Below are 19810 nucleotides of genomic sequence, written 5' to 3' on the forward strand. Positions count from 1 at the left end.
GCATGTCGGACGTTCCTGCCGCGGGGTGGCGGCTGCGGGGCACGCTGCTCGGTCCCGAGGGTGCCACCGGCGCCGACCTGTACGTCGACGGCTCCGGGCGGATCAGCCCGGAGCCGCTTCCCGGCGCCGAGGACCTGGTGACCTCGGGCTGGATCCTGCCCGGCCTGGTCGACGCGCACTGCCACGTCGGCCTGGGGCCGAAGGGCCCGATCGAGGACCTCGACGAGTGCGCGGCCCAGGCCCGCACCGACCGCGACGCCGGTGCGCTGCTGCTGCGCGACTGCGGTGCCCCGGTCGACACCTCGCCGCTGCAGTCCCACGACGACCTCCCGGAGATCATCCGCGCGGGCCGGCACGTCGCCCGCCCCAAGCGCTACATCCCCGGCCTGGCCGCCGAGCTCGACGACCCGCGGCTGCTCGTCGACGAGGTCCGCACCCAGGCCCGTCGTGGTGACGGCTGGGTGAAGCTGGTGGGGGACTGGATCGACCGCAGCCTGGGCACCGACGACGCCGACCTCGCCCCGCTCTGGCCCGACGACGTGCTGGCCGAGGCGATCGCCGCCGCGCACGAGGAGGGCGCGCGGGTCACCGCGCACGTGTTCGGCACCGCGGCGCTGCCCGGCCTGATCGGCGCCGGCATCGACTGCATCGAGCACGGCACCGGCCTCGACGACGACCTGATCGGCGAGATGGCCGCCCGCGGCACCGCGCTGGTCCCGACCCTGATCAACGTCGAGACGTTCCCGTCGATCGCGGACTCCGCGACGAAGTACCCCCGCTACGCCGGGCACATGCGCGACCTGTACGCGCACGCCTGGGAGGTCGTCGGCCGGGCGGTCGAGGCAGGCGTACCGGTCTACGCCGGCACCGACGCCGGTGGCGGGATCCGGCACGGCCGGATCGCCGACGAGGTCGCCGAGCTCGCCCGCGCCGGGCATCCGGACCCGATCGGCGCGGCCACCTGGGGTGCCCGCTCGTGGCTCGGCCGACCGGCCGGTCCGGCGCCGGGAACCCCGGCCGACCTGGTCGTCTACGACACCGACCCGCGTACCGACCTGGGGGTCCTGCGCCGCCCGTCGATGGTCCTGCTGCGGGGTGTCCGGGTCGCGGGCTGATCGGAGGTGAGTTACCGTGCCCACCGGTTGCGATCTGAAACGATGATCACAGCGGAATGACGGAACTTTTCGGCGCGGAGTACTGTCCGGGGCCGGAAATTCGTTCGTTACGCTAAGCACCGTCGTCCCGGACGTCGAGCTAGTACCTGTTCCCGAGAGGTCGTCCCATGCCGATCCCCATCAGTGAAGCCGTCACCGAACAGGCCGGTGTGGCCGCGAAGAAGGCCCGTTCGATGCGGTCCCCGGCGGCCTACGCCGTCAGCACCGCCCTCGCGGGCGCCTACGTCGGCGTCGCCGTCGTCCTCATGCTCGCCGCCGCGGGCCCGCTCAACGCCGACCACAGCGGCGCCACCAAGCTCGTCGAGGGTGCGGTCTTCGGCATCGCCCTGACCCTGGTGGTCTTCGCGGGCGCCGAGCTCTACACCGGCAACACGATGACCGTCGTCTTCGGCCTCTTCGACCGCACGCGCAAGATCGGCATCGGCTCGGCCGTCGCGCTGGTCGTGCTGTCCTTCTTCGGCAACCTCATCGGCGGCCTGATCTTCTCGCTGCTGGTCGAGGCCTCCGGTGTGCTCACCGTCGTCGCCGAGCCGGGCAAGCCGCCGGCGATGCTGGAGCTGCTGAACTCGGTCGCCAAGGCCAAGGCCAACGAGAGCATCGAGGCGATGTTCTTCCGCGGCATCCTCTGTAACTTCCTGGTCTGCCTCGGTGTCTGGATGGCCGCCCGCACGCGGTCGGACTCGGCCAAGCTGATCGTGCTGTTCTGGGCGCTGCTGGCCTTCGTCACCACCGGCTTCGACCACGTCGTGGCCAACATGACGATCCTCGGCCTGGGCCTGTTCTCCGGCTCGCCCGGCGTCACCGTCGGTGGCTACGCCGCCAACATGCTGTGGGTCGGCCTCGGCAACCTGGTCGGTGGCGCCGTCCTCGTCGGTGCCGCCTACGTGACCATCGCCCGTGACGAGCGGGGCGACTCGATCCCCGACTCGGCGGTCCCGGACAACGAGGGTCTCCGCGGACACCGCGAGACCCGCGAGGGCGCTCAGGCCTGACGCCCGCCCTGTCGTATTCGCCCGATGCCCCGCCGGAATCCCGGCGGGGCGTCGTGCTGTCCGGGGGCGCCACGAGTGGGCGGCGGGTGCGGTCGTCCGGTATCTGTGGGACATGAGCAGCACCGGGCCGCCACCGGGCCCTCCCGCGCCGCCACCCGGCCCGGGCGGGCCGGCCGCCGCGTGGCCCGCCGCCCCCGTCCCCGCTCCCGCGGCCGGGGACGAGCGCACGCTGTTCGGCATCGAGCGCTCGCCCGGCCCGCCGCGGCCGTTCCTCGGGATCCTGGCGTTCGTCGTCGTCGAGGTGGTGTTCCTGGGGGCCTCGCTGCTGCTCGGCCTCGCCATGGAGGTCGACACCGCGGGGGAGGTGCTGCTCGCGCTCGTCGTGCCGACGGTGCTCGCCGCGGCGACCGCGCTCGTCTGGACCCGGGTGCTGGGCAGCGGCCCGCGGCTCGACCTGGGCCTGCAGTTCCGCTGGGAGGACGTCGGCGTCGGGCTGCTGATCGGGGTGGCCGGGCTGCCGCTCACCGCGCTGGCCGCGCTGGGCTATCTGCAGCTCGTCGGCCCGGACGTCGGCACCGCGGTGGCCGTCGCGTTCGAGGGCATCCGCACGACCTGGCCGGTCGCGCTGCTGGTCATGGCCGGTGTCGTGCTCGTCGCACCGGTCTGCGAGGAGATCGTCTACCGCGGGCTGCTGTGGAACGCCGTCGCGTACCGGGTGCACCGGCGCTGGCTGGTCTTCCTGATCACGACGGCGGTGTTCGCGCTGGCCCACCTGGAGCCGGTCCGCGCGCCGCTGCTGTTCGTGGTGGCCCTGCCGCTGGGGGTGGCGCGGTTGCTCACCGGCCGGATCGTGGCCGGGATGGTGGCGCACGCGGTGAACAACTTCCTGCCGGGGCTGGCGCTGGCGCTGATGCTGGTCGGGGTCGTGCCGCACGTCGGATAGGCGTCTGGCAGAATGGTGCGTCGGGTCCGTGGCCGGCCCTCTATCCAGCCACGGCCGATGACCTTCGAGTGAGCGAGCCCGTACCCCACGCGAGGCCGGCTGACTCATCGCAGCACGAATCGACATTCGCGAGGAGCACCACAGCGTGGCCGTCAAGATCAAGCTGATGCGTCTGGGCAAGATCCGCCAGCCGTACTACCGCGTCGTCGTCGCGGACTCCCGTACGCGGCGCAACGGCCGGGCCATCGAGACCATCGGCCAGTACCACCCGAAGAACGACCCGAGCTTCATCGAGATCGACTCGGACCGGGCCCAGTACTGGCTCGGCGTCGGCGCCCTGCCGACCGAGACGGTCCAGAGCCTGCTCGAGATCACGGGTGACTGGCAGAAGTTCAAGGGCCTGCCGGGTACCGAGGGCACCCTCAAGCCGCAGCCGGAGAAGGTCGACAAGCTCGCCCGCTTCCAGGCTGCGCTCGCCGAGGCCGAGGGTGAGCCGAGCACCTCGGCCACCACGCCGAAGAAGAAGGGTGGCGACCGCGTCGGCAAGACCGCGGACGACGCCCCGGCCGAGGCCGCCACCAAGAGCGACGAGGTCGCCGACGCCACGAAGGACGCCGCCGAGCCCGCGACCGAGTCGTGACGACGGTTCTCGCCGACGCGCTCGAGCACCTCGTGCGCGGCATCGTCGACCACCCGGACGACGTCCGGGTGGACCTGGTCACGGGCCGGCGCGGCCGGATCCTCGAGGTCCGGGTGCACCCCGACGACCTCGGCAAGGTGATCGGCCGCGGCGGTCGCACCGCCACCGCCCTGCGCACCGTTCTCGGTGGCGTGGGCGGTCGCGGCGTCCGTGTCGACGTGGTCGACACCGACCGGTGACGAACACCCTTCCCGACGACGCCGGCCGGGACCCCGCATCCGCGGAGGTCCTGGTCGGCGTCGTCGTGCGTGTACACGGGCTGCGCGGCGAGGTCGTCGTGGAGTCCCGCACCGACGAACCGCAGGCACGGTTCGCCCCCGGTGCCGTCCTCGACGGGCGCCGCCGCCGCGGGCCCGGCACCGGCCCGCTCACCGTCGCCACCGCCCGTGCGCACTCCGGGCGCTGGCTGGTCCGCTTCGAGGGTGTCTCCGACCGCGACGGCGCCGAGGCGCTGCGCGGGGTCCAGCTGCTGCTGTCGACCACCGAGCTGGAGACCCCGGCCGACCCCGCCGAGTTCCACGTCCACCAGCTGACCGGCCTGCGGGCCGAGCTGGCCGACGGTGCCGAGGCAGGCACCGTCACCGACGTCGTGCACGGGCCCGGCGGCTCGCTGCTCGTCGTCCGGACCTCCGAGGGGCACGAGGCGCTCGTCCCCTTCGTCGAGGCCATCGTCCCCACCGTCGACCTCGACGGCGGCCGGGTCGTCCTCGACCCGCCCGAAGGCCTGCTCGACCCCGCCTGACACCTCCTCTCTGCTGTCAACCTGCGTTGACAATGCCCGCGGTGTCAACGTAAGTTGACAGTCGTGCGTGACACGACGGCAGTGGCCGCGGCGGCGGCCGGCAAGGACCCCGCGGTCGGCCTGGCGGCGGTGGTGGCCCTGCGCGAGCTGCAGGAGTCGCTGGAGGAGCTGCAGGTCACCGCGGCCCGCGACCAGGGCTGGTCCTGGCAGCAGATCGCCGACGCGTTGCAGGTCAGCAGGCAGGCGGTGCACAAGAAGTACCGCAGGCTCGGACTCTGAACGAGGGGAGCGGCACGTGTTCTTCGAGAGGTTCACCGACCCGGCACGCCGGGTCGTCGTCATCGCCCAGTCCGAGGCGCGCGAGCGGTGCTCCGGCCGGATCCGGCCGGAGCACCTGCTGCTCGGCATCCTGCAGGTCCCCGACGGGCTCGGCGCGGAGCTGCTGCGCGGCAACGGTGTCGGACCCGGTGTCGTGGACGCGGCGCTGCGCGGGGCCGGGCCCGGGGAGGCGCTGGCCGCCCTGGGCATCGACCTCGACGAGGTCCGCCGCCGCACCGACGAGGCCTTCGGGCCCGGCGCGCTGGACCGGGTCCGCGGCGGCCCCGGACGGCTGCGCAGGACCAGGGCCGGGCACATCCCGTTCGACCGCGCGGCGAAGAAGAGCCTGGAGCTGTCGCTGCGCGAGGCGGTCCGTGCGGGGGACCGGGGGATCGGCACCGAGCACGTGCTGCTCGGCCTGCTGTGGCCCGACCACACCGCGTACCGGGTGCTCACCGAGCACGGGATGACCCTGCCGGGCACCCGCCGCACGATCGCCGACCGGCGCGGCGGCGGGGCCCAGGCGGTCTGAGCAGGACCGGGTCCCGCTCGGGGTCCAGCTACCGCCCGCTCAGCGGGACCGGCCGGAGGCGCGGCGCTCGTCGGCCTCGACCACGGCGTCCTCGTTCTCGTCGGACTCCTCGGCGGTGTCCTCGTCGAGCTCCTCGTCACGGTCCCGGCCGGTCACCGCGGAGTGCACACCGGGGGTCTCGGCCAGCGTCGCGGCCAGCGCGGTGAGGTCCCCGCGGCCGTCGAGCCGCAGGGTCAGCGCGGCGACCCGGGTGCCGTCGTCGTCGGTCCGCTCGCGGTGCACGGCCACCCCGGCGACGGAGAACCCGGCCGCGGTGCACTGCTCCAGCACTCCGCGCAGCAGGCCCAGTCCGTCGGTGTAGCGGATCCGCAGGACCGGCGGACGGCGACGGTGCCGCCGCGCCAGCCGCGCCAGCGGCCGCAGCCCGCGGGTCACGAGGAAGTGCGCGCCGGTGGCGAGCACGGCCAGCAGCGGCAGACCGGCACCACAGGCGGTGCCGACCGCGGCGGCCAGCCAGATCGTCGCCGCGGTGGTCAGACCGCGCACGACGTCCTGCCGGACGAAGATCAGACCGGCCCCGATGAAGCCGATCCCGGACACGATCTGTGCGGCGATACGCGACGGGTCCAGCGCGACGTGCTCCAGGTAGAGCAGGTCCGCGAAGCCGTACTTCGAGATCACCATGAACACCGCGGCACCCACGCCGACCAGCACGTGCGTCCGCAGGCCTGCGCTCTTCGCGCCCGCCTCGCGCTCCAGACCGATCAGGATCGTGAGCACCACCGCCAGCAGCACCGGCGGCAGCAGCTCCCACTGTCCCGTCGTGGACCACAAGGCGCGGTACCACTCCTGTTCCATCCCCCGACCTCCCTGTTCGGCGCCCCTGTGGCGCTCTGCGACGATCCCGTCCTGTGCGGATCGACGTCGTGAGTATTTTCCCGACCTACCTTGCGCCGCTGCGCGAGGCCCTCCTCGGGAGGGCGATCGAGCGCGGGTTGCTGGAGATCGAGGTGCACGACCTGCGGCACTGGACCCACGACGTCCACCAGGCCGTGGACGACGCCCCGTACGGCGGCGGCCCCGGCATGGTGATGCGGCCGCAGGTGTGGGGCGACGCCCTCGACGAGGTCCTCGCCGGGCCGCCCGCCCGGCTCGTCGTTCCGACCCCGGCCGGTCGCCCGTTCACCCAGGCCACGGCGCGCGAGTGGGCACGCGACGAGCGCCTGGTGTTCGCCTGCGGGCGCTACGAGGGCATCGACGAGCGGGTGCTGCTCGACGCGCGCTCGCGCGGCGTCGTCGTCGACGAGGTCTCGATCGGCGACTACGTGCTGGTCGGTGGCGAGGTCGCGGTGCTGGTGATGGTGGAGGCCGTCGCCCGGCTGCTGCCCGGGGTGCTGGGCAACCCGCGCTCGGCGGAGGAGGACTCGTTCTCCGACGGGCTGCTGGAGGGACCGTCGTACACGCGTCCGGAGACGTGGCGGGGTCTGGCCGTGCCGGACGTCCTGCGCAGCGGCAATCACGCCGCGATCGACCGCTGGCGCCGCGACCGGTCCCTGGAGCGCACCCGCCTGCGGCGCCCGGACCTGCTCGAGGCCCTCCCCGCCGACGCCCTCGACGCGGCGGACCGTAGGGTGCTGGACGAACGGGACGGCTCGGCCTGACCGTCCGGGAGGCCGCCGCGGCGGGCTACGGGCGACCGGGTGTCCGGCCCATCGGGCCCGTCTGGCACTATGGACGGGTTGCCGGCGCCGTGTGCGGTGCCCGGTGGTGGCAGCGCGGGTCCGCATCGGGCGGGCCCCGGCGCGGCCGCACCGGACCTCCGCCACCCGACGAGCGTTCCAGCGCCTGCGGGCCGGAGCGGCTCCGGGGCCCCGACGCAGACCCCTGCCGGGGCGGCGCACGACCAGCACCAGCACGTACGACACACGAGGACGGACCGTCGACATGAACACCCTTGACGCCCTGGACGCGGAGACCCTGCGTTCCGACATTCCCGAGTTCCGCCCCGGGGACACGCTCAAGGTGCACGTGAAGGTCATCGAGGGCAACCGGACCCGTACCCAGGTCTTCCAGGGCGTCGTGATCCGCCGCCAGGGTTCCGGTATCCGCGAGACGTTCACCGTCCGCAAGATCTCGTTCGGCGTCGGCGTCGAGCGCACCTTCCCGGTGCACACGCCGAACATCGACAAGATCGAGGTCGCCACCCGCGGTGACGTCCGCCGGGCGAAGCTGTACTACCTCCGCGACCTGCGCGGCAAGGCCGCGAAGATCAAGGAGCGTCGGGAGAACATCCCCGCGTCCTGACCGTCACCCTTCCGTGACGGCCCGGTGACGTAACCTCGACGCGTGGCCTTCCCCGAGCTTCCCGACGACCGCCGGGCCCGCCCCCGGCGGTATCGCGGCGGCGACGCCCCCGACCCCACCGGCCGGCGGCAGTCGCCCTCGGATCCGGGCGCCGACGACCAGGAGTGGCTCCTCGGAGCCGCCCTGCAGCACGGTGTCCCGCCACGCGACGACGGCGAGGAGCCCGAGGACGACGGCCAGGGCGTCCGGACCCGGCACGACGCCGCCGGTCCGGAGCCCGGTACCGGCGCTCCCGGTGCCGGCAACGGCGACGGTCACCCCGCGGGCCCCTCCGTCGAGGACGGCCCCGACTCGCTGCGCGCGCGTTACGCGGCGCGGCTGCGCAACTCCTACTCCTACGACGGCGGCGAGCCCGACTCCGGTCCGGCCGCCGGCCGTCGCCGGGGCGCCGACGGCGACGATCGGGCTGCCCCCGACCAGGGGCCGCCGCCCGTGCCGGGCACCGGTGCCCCCGGCGCCCCGCCCGCGGACGCAGCACCGCAGCACCGCCGTGCGCTCCAGGCGGAGGGCCCCTACGACGACCGTGCGCAGCCCGGTGCGCCGCAGGGCCGTGCGCCGCAGCAGCCCGGCCCGCCGCCCGGTTCGTCCCGCCCCGGCCCCGGCTCGCCGCAGCCGGGTTCCGCTCAGCCGGGTTCGCCGCAGCCGGGTTCGCCGCAGCCCGGTTCCCCGCAGCCGGGTTCCTCGCAGCCGGGCGCGCACCAGGCCGGTCCGCCGCAGCCCGGCGCCTACCGGCCCGGAACGCAGCACCCCGGCGCGCACCAGCCCGGCGCCCGTCAGCCCGGTGCCCACCAGGCCGGCGCGCACCAGCCCGGTGCCCACCAGGCCGGTCCCCCGCAGGGGCGGCCGCAGCAGCCCGGATCGGGGTGGGCCCCGGACGGGTCCGTCCCCGCGGACCGGGCCCAGCCGCCCCGTGCCGACCGGCGCAACGGCGCCGACCCGGCGCGCGGGGCCACCCCGCAGCACCCCGACGGTCGTCGGGACACCCCGCCCCGTCGCCCCGACGGCGGCCCGGGTGAGGACCGCACCGCGGTGTTCCCGCAGGCCAGGCCGCCGCAGCAGAACCCCCGCGGTCCCGCCGGCCCGCCACCCGGCCCACGGGACTCCCCGGACTCGGGGCGCCGTCACGGAGCCGCCGCGGCCGGTGCGGCCGGTGCCGCTGCGGCCGGTGCCGCTGCGGCCGGTGCCGCTGCGGCGGGTGCCGCCGCGGCCGGCGCCGCGAGCCGGAACCGCTCCGACCCCCGGGCCGATCCCGAGTCCCCGGGCGGCAGCCCGCCGGACGGCGCCCGGCCCGCCGGCCGGGACACGGAGGCGGAGCAGACCTCCCGGAACACAGGGGCAGGGCAGCCCGAGGCCGACGGTCCGCGCGAGGGGAAGCGCAGCGGACCGGTCGGCGTCGGCGGGAAGCTCTCCGAGCTGGTCTCGCGCCGCAAGCCGGACGGCGAGAAGAAGCAGATGTCGTTCTGGAAGGAACTTCCGCTGCTCGTCCTCGTCGCGTTCGTGCTGACGTTCCTGATCCAGACGTTCCTGGCGAAGGTCTACGTCATTCCGTCCGGGTCGATGGAGACCACGCTGCACGGCTGCACCGGCTGCAACAACGACCGCGTTCTCGTCGACAAGGTCACCTACAACTTCTCCGACATCAAGCCGGGCGACGTCGTGGTCTTCCGCGGCACCGACAGCTGGGCTGCCGAGGACTTCTCCAGCGAGGAGCCGAGCAGCCCGGTGGCGCGCGGCCTGCAGACGATCGGGTCGCTGATCGGGTTCGCGCCGCCGGACGAGAAGGACTTCGTCAAGCGGGTCATCGCCGTCGGCGGCCAGACCGTGGCCTGCTGCGACGCGCTCAACCAGGTGATGGTCGACGGGCAGCCGCTCGACGAGCCGTACATCTACTACCTGCCCGAGGCCGGCCCGGCCCGGCAGGTGCCGTTCGGTCCGATCAAGGTCCCCGACGGCCAGTACTGGATGATGGGCGACTCCCGGAACAACTCCGCGGACTCGCGCGCCGCCGGGCACGGCCCGATTCCCGAGGACAACATCATCGGCAAGGTCCGGACGATCGTCCTGCCGTTCTCCCGGTTCAGCTGGGTCGACGCGGTGGACCCGCAGGTGAGCGCGGCCGGGGAGCCCGGGGTGCCGGACGGCCTGCCGCTGGCGCTGGGGATCATGGGAACCCTGCCGCTCGCGGCGAGCCGGCGTCGCAGCCTGCACGCCCGCGCCGAGAACGAGCGGTTCCTGCCCGCGCAGCGCCGCCCCGACCGGCGGCGCCGGAGATCCTGACCGGGAGCACCGTGCCGGTTCCCCCCGACCGTCCCCGCCGGGCCGCGGCAGGCCGTCGTGCCCGCCGCCGCCCGGTGAAGGTGCTGCCCGACGGCCTGCGCCCGCCGCGGGCCATCGTCCGCGACGCCGGCAGCTGGACCCTGCAGACCGTGCTCAACCGCCACGGCCTCGGGCCCGTCGCCGGCGTCGACGAGGCCGGGCGCGGCGCGTCGGCCGGCCCGCTCGTCGTCGCGGCGTGCGTGCTGCGTCCCGGCGACGCCCGCGCCCTGGACGGGCTCACCGACTCCAAGCTGCTCACCCCCGCGGCCCGCGACCACTGGTTCGACCGGGTCACCGCCCGCGCTCTCGACCTGTCGGTGATCGTGACCCCGCCGCACGAGGTGGACCGTCGCGGCGTGCACGTCGCCAACATCGAGGGGATGCGCCGTGCGGTCGCGGGACTGACCACGGCCCCGCCCGGCTACGTGCTGACCGACGGCTTCGCCGTCCGCGGCTTCGGCCGCCCCGCCCTCGCCGTGCCCAAGGGTGACCGGGTCGCGGCCTGCATCGCCGCCGCGTCGGTGCTGGCCAAGGTCACCCGGGACCGGCTGATGACCGAGCTCGACGGCACGTGGCCGGGCTACGGGTTCGCGATCCACAAGGGCTACAACACCCCCGACCACGAGGCCGCCGTCCGCGAGCTCGGGCCGTGCGCGGAGCACCGGTACTCCTTCGCCAACATCGCCGCGGCCGCCGGACGTGGGCCGCTGTCCGGCCCGGGCACCGGTCTGGTCCACAATGAGGCGCTCCCGGGCGAGGACGACGACGGCGTAGGGTCGTCGGCCCCGCGGGAGTGGGAGGAACCGGGCTCGAGCGAGCCGGTGTCGTTGGAGATCGTCACAGGAGGAGCGGGCCGGTGAGCGCCGAGGATCTCGAGAAGTACGAGACCGAGATGGAGCTCACGCTCTACAAGGAGTACCGCGACATCGTCGCGCAGTTCTCCTACGTCGTGGAGACCGAGCGTCGCTTCTACCTGGCCAACTCCGTCGACGTGGCCCCCCGCAACGCCGACGGCGAGGTCTACTTCGAGGTCCGCATGTCCGACGCCTGGGTGTGGGACATGTACCGCCCGGCGCGCTTCGTGAAGAACGTGCGGGTCGTGACGTTCAAGGACGTCAACATCGAGGAGCTCGACACCCCGGACCTGCGGCTGCCCGAGAGCGACTCCTTCCCGGGGAGCTGACCCCTCCGGTCCCGTCCGCTGCGCCGTCCGGCGGCCGGTGCGCTGGACCGTCCGCCACGCGGGTTGTCCACACCCGCCCCGTCCGTCCCCAGCTCGTCCGGAAGTTCCGCCGGGTCCCGCGGCGGCGCCGATGGTGGACCCATGGCAGCGAAGGACGAGCTCGGGCGCCGCGGTGAGGACACCGCCGCCGACTATCTGCAGCGCACGCACGGCATGGTCGTGCTCGCGCGGAACTGGCGGTGCCGGGACGGCGAGCTCGACATCGTCGCCACCGACCCGGAGCACCGCCTGGTCGTCGTCGAGGTGAAGACCCGCTCGGGCACCGGCTACGGCGAGCCCGCGGAGTCGATCACCCCGGCCAAGATGCGACGGATCCGCGGGCTGGCGCGGGCCTGGATGTCCGAGCACCACGTGGTGTGGCCGGAGATCCGGTTCGACGTCGTCGCGGTGCTGATGCCACCGGACCGGCCGGCCACCCTCCAGCACTACCCGGCGGCGTTCTGATGCGCGGCCTGGCGCGGGCGTGGTCGGTCGCCCTGCACGGCGTCGACGGCGTCCCGGTCGAGATCGAGGCCGCCATCGGCAACGGCATCCCCGGAGTGCACCTGGTCGGCCTGCCCGACGCGGCACTCAACGAGGCCAAGGACCGGGTGCGCTCGGCCGTGGTGCACTCCGGCCGGACCTGGCCCAACCAGCGCATCGTGCTCGCCCTGTCCCCGGCGACGCTGCGCAAGTCCGGCTCCCGCTTCGACCTCGCCCTCGCAGTCGGGGTGCTCGCCGCGGCGCGGTCGGTCCCCACCGGGCGGCTCGACGGCACCGTCCTGCTCGGCGAGCTGGCCCTCGACGGCCGGCTCCGCCCCGTCCGCGGCGTACTGCCCTGCCTGCTCGCCGCGCGGGCCGCCGGGATGACCCGGGCCGTGGTGCCGCGCGAGGCGCTCGCCGAGGCGGCCCTGGTCGACGACCTGACGTCGTTCGGCGCTGACACCCTCGGCGAGGTCCTCGACTGGGCCGCCGGAAACCGCACGCTCACGCCCGCAGCAGCTGCACCCACGGCCGACGCACCCGCCGCGGTGCCCGACCTGGCCGACGTCATCGGGCAGGACGAGGCCCGTACCGCGCTGGAGGTCGCCGCGGCAGGCGGGCACAACCTGATGATGATCGGGTCGCCGGGCACCGGGAAGACGATGCTGGCCCAGCGGATCGTCGGGCTGCTGCCCGAGCTCGGCCGTACCGAGGCACTGCAGCTCGCGGCGATCCGGTCGGTCGCCGGGCGGCTCGCGGTGGACACCCCGCTGAGCACGCTGGCGCCGTTCGTGGCCCCGCACCACTCGTCGTCGGGGCCTGCGCTGCTGGGCGGCGGCAGCGGCGTCGCCCGGCCGGGTGCGGTCTCGCTGGCCCACCGCGGCGTGCTGTTCCTCGACGAGGCCCCGCACTGGTCGGCGAGCGTGCTCGACTCGCTGCGCACCCCGCTGGAGGAGGGCGAGGTCCGCATCGCCCGGGCCGACGGCACCGTGCACTACCCGGCCCGGTTCCAGCTCGTGCTGGCCGCGAACCCGTGCCCGTGCACGGCGATCATCGACCGGTACTGCGAGTGCCGCAGCGACGTCCGCCGCCGCTACCTGGCCCGGTTGTCCGGGCCGCTGCTCGACCGCGTCGACCTGCGGGTCGCGATGGACCCGGTGACCGCGCTGAGCTCCGGGACACCGGGGGAGAGCACCGCGGTCGTGCGCGAGCGGGTGCTCGCCGCCCGTGCCGCGGCCGTCGCCCGCTGGGCCGACCAGGGCTGGCGGTGCAATGCCGAGGTGCCGGGCACCGAGCTGCGGTCCCGGTTCCCGCTGCCGCCCGAGGTGATGCGGCCGTTGAACAAGCGGCTCGAGGCACATGAGCTGAGCGCCCGGGGCGCCGACCGCGCACTGCGGATCGCCTGGACACTCAGCGACCTGCGCGGCGCCACGCAGCCGGACCGCAACGCCGTGGAGAACGCGCTGTACTTCCGTGAGCGGAGCGAGCCGTGAGCGCCGCACCCGTGACCGGGGCCGGGGCGCTCGTCCCGGCGGAGGTGCTGCGAGCGCGGGCGTATCTGCTGCGCACCGTCGAGCCGCCGAACCGCGACCTCACGATCCTGGTCGGCCGGTACGGCCCGGTCGAGGCCGCCGACCGGCTGCGCCGCGGCGCCGTGCCCGACGGGCTGCTGCGCGCCGCGGCGGCCCGCCGCACGAACGACCTCGCCGAGGCCGACCTCGCCGCCGCGGCCGCGGCCGGGGCCCGGCTGCTGGTCCCCGAGGACCCGGAGTGGCCTGCCTGGCCGTTCTCCGCGCTCGCCGTCGCCGAGAGCCGCGACCACGCTCCGCCGGTGGCGCTGTGGGCTCGCGGCCCCGGGAACGCCGCCGCGCTGGCCGAGCGGTCGGTCACGATCGTCGGTTCCCGCGCCGCCACCCGCTACGGCCTGCAGACCGCGGCCGAGTTCGGCTCGGTGCTGGCCGAGCGGGGCGTGACCATCGTGTCCGGGGCCGCCTTCGGGATCGACGCCGCCGCGCACCGCGGCGCGCTGTCCGTCGGTGGGCCGACCGTGGCGGTGCTGGCGTGCGGGCCGGACCGCGTCTACCCGGCCGCGCACGAGGTGCTGATCGAGCGGATCGCCGCCACCGGGCTGGTGCTGAGCGAGTACCCGCCGGGCACCGTCCCCGGGCGGCTGCGCTTCCTCGTCCGCAACCGGCTGCTGGCCGCGTACGGGAACGGGTGCGTCGTCGTCGAGGCGGGGGCGCGCAGCGGGACCCGGCGCACCGCGTCGGACACCGAGGCGCTCCGCCGCCCGCTGATGGCGGTCCCCGGGCCGATCACCTCGGCGATGTCGGTCGGCTGCCACGAGCTCGTCCGGACCCGGCGCGCCGAGCTGGTCGGGCGCCCCGAGGACGTCCTGGACACCGTCGGCCGCCTCGGGATCGACCTGGCGACACCGCCGCAGGGGGAGCGGCGCCCCACCGACGCCGTCGGCGCCGAGGCCCGCGCCGTGCACGACGCGCTGCACGCCCGCTCCGCGCGCAGCCCCGCACAGCTCGGCGAGGCCGCAGGACTCCCGCCCGACGCCGTCCGCGCGGCGCTCACCGAGCTGGAGGACCACGGCCTCGCCGAGTACCACCAGGGGCTCTGGCAACGCCCGGCGCGCCGTCGTGGTGCTTGACCGTGCGCGGCGCGACGCGCACCGTCCGGGCATGGCGCCGTCCGAGGTCGACAAGCCCGAGTCCGGTCCGGTGCTCGCCCCGGACGTCGCCGCGGCCCTGGAGCGCTTCACCGGGCACCTGCGCGACGAGCGCGGACGCTCACCGCACACCGTGCGGGCCTACCGTGCCGACCTCACCGACCTGCTCCAGGGGCTCTCCCGGATCGGGGCGCTCGACCTCGACCACCTGCGCCGCGGACTCACCGCCACCCACGACGCCGGGGCCGGCCGGGCGACCGTGGCCCGGCGGACCGCGGCGGCCCGCACGTTCTGCGGCTGGGCGGTGCGGGCCGGGCTGCTCGACAGCGACCCGTCGGCGCGGCTGGGTTCGCCGCGGGCGTCGGCCGAGCTGCCCGAGGTCCCCGCGGCCGCCGAGACCGCCGCGGTGCTCGACGCGGCCATCTCCGGCGCCACCGAGGACCACCCGGAGGCGCTGCGCGACCTGCTCGTGCTGGAGCTGCTCTACGGCACGGGGATCCGCGTCGCCGAGCTCTGCGGCCTGGACCTGGACCGGGTCGACGAGGCCGGGCGCACGTTGCGGGTCCGCGGCAAGGGCGACCGGGAACGGACGGTGGTCTTCGGCCTGCCCGCCGGACGGGCGCTGCGCCGCTGGCTCGAGCGCGGCCGCCCGGAGCTGGTGACGCCGTCGTCGCCGGCCGCGCTGCTGCTCGGAGTGCGGGGCGGGCGGCTGGACCCGCGGGTCGCGCGGACCGTCGTCCACCGGGCGATGCGCGCGGTACCCGGGGCGGCCGACGTCGGTCCGCACGGCCTGCGGCACGCCGCAGCGACCCACCTGCTCGAGGGCGGCGCGGATCTTCGTTACGTACAGGAGTTGCTCGGTCACGCTACGCTGTCAACGACCCAGCTCTACACCCACGTGACCGTTGACCGGCTGAAGGTGGTTCATGACCAGGCCCACCCTCGGGCGTGAGTCGTCGCGGGCGTCCCGGACGTCCTCGTCGCCCCTGCACAGGCCCGACCCGTTCCCCTCCGTCCTCGCCTCGGCGCTGGCCCGGCACGCCGGCGGCACCGTTCCGGGGCTGGCCCGCGTCCGCTCCGTGGGACACGGGGCCCGCGACACTCCCGGGCAGGTCCGCGATCACCTGATCGAGACCGTCGACCCGGAGGCCGTCGGCCGGTGGCGGGCGTTCCTCTCCGGTCGCGACCCCGCGGCGCGCTGCCGGCTCGTCGAGCACTACACCGATCTCGTGCGCGGCGTCGGTATGAAGCTGGCGGTGCGGCTGCCGTCGTCGATCGAGGCCGCGGACCTGGTGCAGTCCGGCACGTTCGGGCTGATGGAGGCGATCGACCGGTTCGATCCCGCCCGCGGGGTCCGCTTCGAGGGCTATGCCGCGCAACGGATCCGTGGCGCGATGCTGGACGAGCTGCGCGCCCAGGACTGGGTGCCGCGCACCGTCCGCTCCCGCACCCGCGAGGTCGAACGCGCCCGTGAGGCGCTGCTGCTGCGGCTCGGCAGGCCCGCGAACGACCGCGAGCTCGCGCTCGAACTGGGTGTCGCGGTCCGCGAGCTTCGTGCAGCGACCCGGCCGGTGCACCTGGTCAGCGCCGATGACCTGGGGGAGGGCACGGAGGTGCTCGCCCGCCTGCCCGCCGACGCCGCCGACCCCGTCGTCGTCGCCGAGCAGGGGGAGATCCGGGCGGCGCTGTGTGCGGCGATCGCCCTGCTCGACGAGCGCGACCGGCTGGTGGTGCAGCTGTACTACCTGGAGAACCGCACGCTCGCCGAGATCGGGGCCCGGCTCGGCGTCACCGAGTCGCGGGTGTGCCAGCTGCACGGGCGGCTGATCCTCCGGCTACGGGGGCGGCTGCAGGACGCTCTGGCCTGCTGAGCGTCGCGGGCCGACCGGCCGAGCCCGGCCCGCCCGGCGAGCCGCGGGGCCGGCCGGCCCGACCCCGGACCACCGGTGAGCCGCGGGCCGACCGGCCGAGCCCGGCACGCCCGGTGAGCCGCGGGGCCGACCCAGCGCTGCCCACCGGTGATCAGCAGGATCGTGACCGGGCGGTCGCCACACGAACGCCTGGTCACGAACCCGCCGATCATGCCGGGGTGCTCGTCACCCAGGCGCCCCCTCCCACGGCAGCAGCCGCACCCGTGGCGACCGCAGCAGCACCAGCGGATCCAGGTGATCGAGCCGGTCCCGTCGGACGCCCCAGTGCAGGCACGCCGCGACAGGGCAGCCGCCGTGCCCCGGTTCGAGCACACCGACCGGGTCCCCGGCGCCCACCCGCGCGCCTGCCGTGACCGAGGCCGTCACCGGCTCGTAGGTGCTGCGGAGCCCGTCGGGATGGTCGACCGAGACGACACCGCGTCCGGCGAGCCTGCCCGCGAACACGACGACGCCCTCCCGTGCGACGAGCACCGCCTGGCCGGGCACCCCCGCCAGGTCGGCGCCCCGGTGGCCCCTCCCGTAGCGGAACGTCGGCTTGCGGAACAGCCGCGTCACCTCCGGCACCGGCAGCAGCGGCCACGCGTAGTGCGCCCCCGGCGCCCGGATCCCCGCCCCGGGCGGCCGCGGCGGAGCCGGTACGGCAGACGGCGCGCCTGAGTGCGGTGCGGCCGCCGTCGGTGCAGCGGATGGCGGTGCGGAGGGTGTCGGTGCAGCGGATGGCGGTGCGGTAGGTGTCGGTGCGGCGGGCGCCGGTCGGGCCGGACCACCGGGCGGATCCTCGCGAACCGGCCCGGCACCGCCCTCAAGTGCCGCGGCCACCGGCCCCGGCCCCGTGCCCGCAGACGATGCCGCGGCCTCTGCCCCCGGCGCCACCCCCATGACGGCGGCCACCACCACCGCCATCACCCGCACCGCACCCCACGGCGAGCGCCGCGGACCCGTCGCCGCCCACCGCAGGTGCCGCGGGCGACCCCGGTGCCCTGCCCGGCCGGACGTGGCACGGCACGCCAGGGACCCGGCATGCGGCGGAACGGAACGGCGTCGCGACGACCTCATCCCGGAATCCTGCGCCCGGCGCGCGGCCGTGATATCGGAGATCCGCAGGCTGTGGACCGATCCGCACGGTGTGGACAACCGGCACCGGCCGGTCGGCCTTCTCGCAGCCGCGCCGGCCGGCCGCGACATCGACCGTGCCATCGGAACGTGCCACCGACCGCCCGACGACCCCCGCGGACCGGTGAACCCGAACCCCGGGCGAACTCCCGGCGAACCCGGGCTCCGCCGTCGTGACCTCGCAGGCCCGGGCGTACACTGACTCCCGCACCACGACCCGTCGTGGTGACTTCGCGCGCCCGCGTACCCGCAGGCCGCCCGCCAGGGCGGTGAACCGGGAGCGGAGCCGGGCGGTCCCGCGCCCCGTCGCCGTCGAGCAGCAGCTCACGGCAGCAGGGGAGCCGGGTCCGGTTCCGCGTCGGGCGCCAGGGCGAGACCACCGACCGGTGGCCCCGCGACAACCGCACGCGCGGCATCCGCCGCGCCCGACCGAGAGGTGAACGCAGGCCATGGCCGTCGTCACCATGAAGCAGCTGCTCGACAGCGGCGTGCACTTCGGGCACCAGACCCGTCGCTGGAACCCGAAGATGAAGCGCTACATCCTGACCGAGCGCAACGGCATCTACATCATCGACCTGCAGCAGACGCTGTCGTACATCGACCGTGCGTACGAGTTCGTCAAGGAGACGGTCGCGCACGGTGGGACGATCATGTTCGTCGGCACCAAGAAGCAGGCCCAGGAAGTCATCGCCGAGGAGGCGTCCCGCGTCGGGATGCCCTACGTCAACCAGCGCTGGCTGGGCGGCATGCTCACGAACTTCCAGACCGTCCACCGTCGTCTGCAGCGCCTCAAGGAGCTGGAGTCGATGGAGGAGACCGGCGGTTTCGAGGGTCGCAGCAAGCGCGAGATCCTCACGCTGACCCGTGAGAAGGACAAGCTCGAGAAGACCCTCGGCGGTATCCGGGACATGTCCAAGGTCCCGTCCGCGGTCTGGATCGTGGACACCAAGAAGGAGCACATCGCCGTCGGCGAGGCCCGGAAGCTCAACATCCCGGTCGTCTCCATCCTGGACACCAACTGCGACCCGGACGAGGTCGACTTCCCGATCCCGGGTAACGACGACGCGATCCGGTCCGCCGCGCTGCTGACCAAGGTCGTCGCGACGGCCGTCGCCGACGGGCTCACCGCCCGCGGCCAGCGCCGTGGCGAGGGCGAGACCGCCGCTCCCGAGCAGCCGCTCGCCGAGTGGGAGCAGGACGTGCTCGCGGGCAACGAGGTCGGCTCGGACGGCGCCAGCCTGTCCGCCGCCGGTGGCGAGGGCGCGGAGGCCGCGACCGCTCCGGCGTCGACCTCCAACGGCACCCAGAACTGAGCGATCCGCGTCCCGGGGCCCGCACGACGGGCCCCGGGACGCGGCCCGGTCCTTTCCCGTCACGACACAGAGGACGAGAGACACCCGATGGCGAACTACACCGCCGCCGACGTCAAGCGGCTCCGTGAGCTCACCGGCTCCGGCATGATGGACTGCAAGAAGGCCCTGGAGGAGTCCGAGGGCGACTTCGACAAGGCCGTCGAGCTCCTGCGCATCAAGGGTGCGAAGGACGTGGGCAAGCGTGCCGAGCGCGCCACCGCCAACGGCCTCGTCGTCGCCCAGCACGGCGCGCTGGTCGAGCTCGACTGCGAGACCGACTTCGTCGCCAAGTCCGACGACTTCATCGAGCTCGCCGACAAGATCGTGTCGGTCGCCGTCGAGCAGAAGCCGGCCGACCTGGACGCGCTGCGCGAGACCAAGCTCGAGGACAAGACCGTCGGCGAGGCGGTGCACGAGCTGTCCGCCCGCATCGGCGAGAAGTTCGAGCTCAAGAACTACGCCCAGGTCGACGGCCCCGTTGCCGTTTACCTGCACAAGCGCGCCGTCGACCTGCCCCCGCAGATCGGCGTGCTGCTGCAGTACACCGGTGACGACGCCGAGGCCGCCCGTGGCATCGCCATGCAGGTCGCCGCGGCCCGCCCGGAGTACCTGACCCGTGACGACGTCCCCGCCGACGTCGTCGAGAACGAGAAGCGCATCGCCGAGGCCACCGCCCGCGAGGAGGGCAAGCCCGAGCAGGTGCTGCCCCGCATCGTCGAGGGCCGGGTCAACGGTTACTACAAGGACGTCGTGCTGCTCGAGCAGGCGTCGGTCACCGACCCGAAGAAGACCGTCAAGGCCGTCGCCGACGAGGCCGGCCTGACGATCGAGCGCTTCGTGCGCTTCGAGGTCGGCCAGAGCTGATCCCCGCATCCGGTGTCCCGGGCGGTGCGTGCGCACCGCCCGGGCCCGGAGGTGAGAGGATCGACGACGACAGCACGACACCAGGC

At 74.7% G+C, this 19810-nt stretch carries 23 protein-coding genes; 20 read left to right on the plus strand and 3 right to left on the minus strand.

Annotated elements, in window-relative coordinates:
• Nucleotides 1–2: 2 nt before the first annotated feature.
• From ACLE50_RS19355 to ACLE50_RS19390, 8 genes are all read left to right on the plus strand, one after another.
• Complete coding sequence (locus tag ACLE50_RS19355) at nucleotides 3–1115, plus strand: amidohydrolase family protein (protein ID WP_410944997.1); 1113 nt, start codon at nucleotides 3–5, stop codon at nucleotides 1113–1115.
• A 167-nt stretch (nucleotides 1116–1282) separates the two neighbouring features.
• Complete coding sequence (locus ACLE50_RS19360) at nucleotides 1283–2167, plus strand: formate/nitrite transporter family protein (RefSeq protein ID WP_410944998.1); 885 nt, start codon at nucleotides 1283–1285, stop codon at nucleotides 2165–2167.
• Between the two features lie 112 nt (nucleotides 2168–2279).
• Nucleotides 2280–3110: a CPBP family intramembrane glutamic endopeptidase gene (locus ACLE50_RS19365; RefSeq protein WP_410944999.1), complete on the plus strand. Its 831-nt coding sequence runs from the start codon at nucleotides 2280–2282 to the stop codon at nucleotides 3108–3110.
• 145 nt (nucleotides 3111–3255) lie between these two features.
• Complete coding sequence (rpsP, locus tag ACLE50_RS19370; RefSeq protein WP_410945000.1) at nucleotides 3256–3750, plus strand: 30S ribosomal protein S16; 495 nt, start codon at nucleotides 3256–3258, stop codon at nucleotides 3748–3750.
• Nucleotides 3747–3989: an RNA-binding protein gene (locus tag ACLE50_RS19375; protein WP_410945001.1), complete on the plus strand. Its 243-nt coding sequence runs from the start codon at nucleotides 3747–3749 to the stop codon at nucleotides 3987–3989. Before rpsP ends, ACLE50_RS19375 begins: the two co-directional genes overlap by 4 nt.
• On the plus strand, nucleotides 3986–4552 hold the full coding sequence (gene rimM, locus ACLE50_RS19380; protein ID WP_410945002.1) for a ribosome maturation factor RimM: 567 nt from the start codon (nucleotides 3986–3988) through the stop codon (nucleotides 4550–4552). The genes ACLE50_RS19375 and rimM overlap by 4 nt, the downstream gene beginning before the upstream one ends.
• A 63-nt stretch (nucleotides 4553–4615) precedes the next feature.
• Nucleotides 4616–4831, plus strand: a complete 216-nt coding sequence (locus ACLE50_RS19385) for a helix-turn-helix domain-containing protein (protein ID WP_410945003.1) — start codon at nucleotides 4616–4618, stop codon at nucleotides 4829–4831.
• A 16-nt stretch (nucleotides 4832–4847) separates the two neighbouring features.
• Nucleotides 4848–5402: a Clp protease N-terminal domain-containing protein gene (locus ACLE50_RS19390; protein WP_410945004.1), complete on the plus strand. Its 555-nt coding sequence runs from the start codon at nucleotides 4848–4850 to the stop codon at nucleotides 5400–5402.
• A gap of 39 nt (nucleotides 5403–5441) precedes the next feature.
• Here the strand turns inward: ACLE50_RS19390 and ACLE50_RS19395 are convergent, their stop codons facing one another.
• Entirely contained in the window at nucleotides 5442–6260 is an 819-nt protein-coding gene (locus ACLE50_RS19395) for an MgtC/SapB family protein (protein ID WP_410945005.1), read from the minus strand.
• A 53-nt stretch (nucleotides 6261–6313) separates the two neighbouring features.
• On the opposite strand from ACLE50_RS19395, the gene trmD reads away from it, so the two are divergent.
• Both trmD and rplS read left to right on the plus strand, forming a co-directional pair.
• On the plus strand, nucleotides 6314–7063 hold the full coding sequence (gene trmD / locus ACLE50_RS19400) for a tRNA (guanosine(37)-N1)-methyltransferase TrmD (RefSeq protein ID WP_410945006.1): 750 nt from the start codon (nucleotides 6314–6316) through the stop codon (nucleotides 7061–7063).
• 283 nt (nucleotides 7064–7346) lie between these two features.
• Nucleotides 7347–7706, plus strand: a complete 360-nt coding sequence (rplS, locus tag ACLE50_RS19405; protein WP_410945007.1) for a 50S ribosomal protein L19 — start codon at nucleotides 7347–7349, stop codon at nucleotides 7704–7706.
• 3 nt (nucleotides 7707–7709) lie between these two features.
• Here rplS and ACLE50_RS19410 read toward each other — a convergent pair whose 3' ends face one another.
• Nucleotides 7710–8891, minus strand: a complete 1182-nt coding sequence (locus ACLE50_RS19410; protein ID WP_410945008.1) for a pentapeptide repeat-containing protein — start codon at nucleotides 8889–8891, stop codon at nucleotides 7710–7712.
• Between the two features lie 327 nt (nucleotides 8892–9218).
• Between ACLE50_RS19410 and lepB the strand changes: the two genes are divergently transcribed.
• The 8 genes from lepB (at nucleotide 9219) to fliA (ending at nucleotide 16335) form a co-directional block, all read left to right on the plus strand.
• Nucleotides 9219–10043: a signal peptidase I gene (gene lepB, locus ACLE50_RS19415; protein WP_410945009.1), complete on the plus strand. Its 825-nt coding sequence runs from the start codon at nucleotides 9219–9221 to the stop codon at nucleotides 10041–10043.
• 80 nt (nucleotides 10044–10123) lie between these two features.
• On the plus strand, nucleotides 10124–10942 hold the full coding sequence (locus tag ACLE50_RS19420) for a ribonuclease HII (RefSeq protein ID WP_410945093.1): 819 nt from the start codon (nucleotides 10124–10126) through the stop codon (nucleotides 10940–10942).
• Entirely contained in the window at nucleotides 10939–11265 is a 327-nt protein-coding gene (locus tag ACLE50_RS19425) for a DUF2469 domain-containing protein (protein WP_410945010.1), read from the plus strand. The genes ACLE50_RS19420 and ACLE50_RS19425 overlap by 4 nt, the downstream gene beginning before the upstream one ends.
• A gap of 141 nt (nucleotides 11266–11406) precedes the next feature.
• Complete coding sequence (locus ACLE50_RS19430) at nucleotides 11407–11769, plus strand: YraN family protein (protein WP_410945011.1); 363 nt, start codon at nucleotides 11407–11409, stop codon at nucleotides 11767–11769.
• Complete coding sequence (locus tag ACLE50_RS19435) at nucleotides 11769–13280, plus strand: YifB family Mg chelatase-like AAA ATPase (protein ID WP_410945012.1); 1512 nt, start codon at nucleotides 11769–11771, stop codon at nucleotides 13278–13280. Before ACLE50_RS19430 ends, ACLE50_RS19435 begins: the two co-directional genes overlap by 1 nt.
• Nucleotides 13277–14446 (plus strand): DNA-processing protein DprA, encoded by a 1170-nt coding sequence (locus ACLE50_RS19440; RefSeq protein WP_410945013.1) that lies wholly within the window; start codon nucleotides 13277–13279, stop codon nucleotides 14444–14446. The genes ACLE50_RS19435 and ACLE50_RS19440 overlap by 4 nt, the downstream gene beginning before the upstream one ends.
• A gap of 31 nt (nucleotides 14447–14477) precedes the next feature.
• Nucleotides 14478–15416 carry a tyrosine-type recombinase/integrase gene (locus ACLE50_RS19445; RefSeq protein WP_410945014.1) on the plus strand — a complete coding sequence of 313 codons (939 nt, stop codon included), beginning with the start codon at nucleotides 14478–14480 and terminating at the stop codon, nucleotides 15414–15416.
• A complete protein-coding gene (gene fliA, locus ACLE50_RS19450; protein ID WP_410945015.1) occupies nucleotides 15391–16335 on the plus strand; it encodes an RNA polymerase sigma factor FliA in 945 nt (314 codons plus the stop codon). Before ACLE50_RS19445 ends, fliA begins: the two co-directional genes overlap by 26 nt.
• A 225-nt stretch (nucleotides 16336–16560) precedes the next feature.
• On the opposite strand, the gene ACLE50_RS19455 is transcribed toward fliA, so the two are convergent.
• Nucleotides 16561–16950: a M23 family metallopeptidase gene (locus tag ACLE50_RS19455; protein ID WP_410945016.1), complete on the minus strand. Its 390-nt coding sequence runs from the start codon at nucleotides 16948–16950 to the stop codon at nucleotides 16561–16563.
• 1007 nt (nucleotides 16951–17957) lie between these two features.
• On the opposite strand from ACLE50_RS19455, the gene rpsB reads away from it, so the two are divergent.
• Together rpsB and tsf are read left to right on the plus strand one after the other, a co-directional pair.
• Entirely contained in the window at nucleotides 17958–18821 is an 864-nt protein-coding gene (rpsB, locus tag ACLE50_RS19460; RefSeq protein WP_410945017.1) for a 30S ribosomal protein S2, read from the plus strand.
• Nucleotides 18822–18908: 87 nt separating this feature from the next.
• Nucleotides 18909–19724 carry a translation elongation factor Ts gene (tsf, locus tag ACLE50_RS19465; protein ID WP_410945018.1) on the plus strand — a complete coding sequence of 272 codons (816 nt, stop codon included), beginning with the start codon at nucleotides 18909–18911 and terminating at the stop codon, nucleotides 19722–19724.
• The last annotated feature ends 86 nt before the right edge of the window (nucleotides 19725–19810 follow it).

The organism is Pseudonocardia phyllosphaerae (assembly GCF_046546475.1).
GTDB classification, from domain to species: Bacteria; Actinomycetota; Actinomycetes; order Mycobacteriales; family Pseudonocardiaceae; genus Pseudonocardia; species Pseudonocardia phyllosphaerae.